Origin of the sequence: Bradyrhizobium sp. PRIMUS42, from assembly GCF_023006515.1 — a bacterium.
Lineage (GTDB): Bacteria > Pseudomonadota > Alphaproteobacteria > Rhizobiales > Xanthobacteraceae > Bradyrhizobium.
In genome coordinates, this window is sequence record NZ_JALBGZ010001123.1 from 1 (window position 1) to 1377 (window position 1377).

The following is a 1377-nucleotide window of genomic DNA, read 5'->3' on the forward strand; positions in this document are numbered from 1 at the left end:
GGCAAACCGTCATGCCGACGGGGCTTGCGGTCGCGGCGATCACGACCGCGGGCTATGCCGGGATCCTGATCGGCCCTGCCGGCGTCGGCTTCGTCGCACGTCTTGGCGGATTGCCCATGGCGTTCTGGCTACTGGCCGCACTGATGGGTCTCGTCACGCTGTCAGCGGGCATCGTCACAAAGGACACGGGTCGGACCATGCCGACCTAACCCCTTCCGTCTCAAGCATTATCGGGACGAGCCGAAGCCGACCCAAGCCATCTGCGCAGGTCTGTCAGCCATGCGGCTTTCGGCCAGTTTACTGGATGTCTCGTTCTGCTAGACCACAATAAAATACGTTTCGACTCCCGTCGCGGGGGCAATGGCACGTGCCAGCTCATAATAACCAAGACTCGGTCGTTTCATTCGGGCCATTCCGACTGTTTCCAAAGTCCCGGCTCCTGGAGAAGGAAGGGGAGCCGCTTCATGTCGGTGGCCGCGCGCTCGATATTCTCATCTTGCTTGCCGAGCGCCCGGGGGAAGTCGTCGACAAGAGAGAGCTGGTCAAGCGCATCTGGGCCGACGTGAATGTCGACGAAGGCAGCCTGCGCTTCCATGTCGCAGCGTTGCGCAAGGTGCTCGGCGATACCGGCAAATCCGCCCGTTATGTCCTCAATGTGCCGGGCCGTGGCTATTGCTTTGTCGCCCCGTTCGCCCAAGCGGCCCCGCAGGTCGCCCAAGCCTCAGCCGACATCAGCCCTCCCCGCTCCCTGCCCGCTCCGCTTGCGAAGATGGTCGGACGCGAGGAGATCATCGAGAAGATCTCGAGCGGCCTTACCCTCTATCCCTTCATGACCGTGGTCGGCCCGGGCGGCATCGGCAAGACCGCCGTCGCCGTCACTGTCGGGCATCGCCGCTCGGCGGATTTCGGCGGCCGCGTCTTCTTCGTCGATTTCGGTCCACTACGCGACGCCAGCCATGTCACGACCACCGTCGCCTCCGTGCTCGGACTGACCGTCAACTCGGAGGATTCGACGCCGGCGATCCTGACATTTCTGAAGACCGGACCTACCCTGCTGATCTTCGACAGTTGCGAGCATGTGCTGGACACGCTGGCCCCGCTCGTGGAGCGCATCGTTCGCGAAGCGCCGCAGCTTCGTGTTCTCGCGACCAGCCGCGAGTCGTTCCGGAGCGAAGGCGAGCGCATCTTCCGGCTGTTTCCGCTGGATTGTCCGCCCGAGCGCGAGGGTCTCGATGCCGCAGAGGTTCTCGCCTACCCGGCCGCGCAGCTCTTCGTCGAGCGCATCGCGCAGAGCTCCGGACCGTTCCAGCTCAGCGCCGAAGAGGCGCCGCTCGTCGCGAGCATCTGCCGGCGGCTCGATGGCATTGCGCTGGCGAT

At 64.3% G+C, this 1377-nt stretch carries 1 protein-coding gene and 1 pseudogene; both read left to right on the forward strand.

Annotation, left to right across the window (positions count from 1 at the left end; genetic code table 11):
• Positions 1-209: pseudogene (locus tag MOV75_RS38230) on the forward strand (MFS transporter); the annotation flags it as partial.
• 158 nt (positions 210-367) lie between these two features.
• The coding region (locus MOV75_RS38235; protein ID WP_247008010.1) for a winged helix-turn-helix domain-containing protein at positions 368-1377 on the forward strand (1010 nt) is incomplete at its 3' end.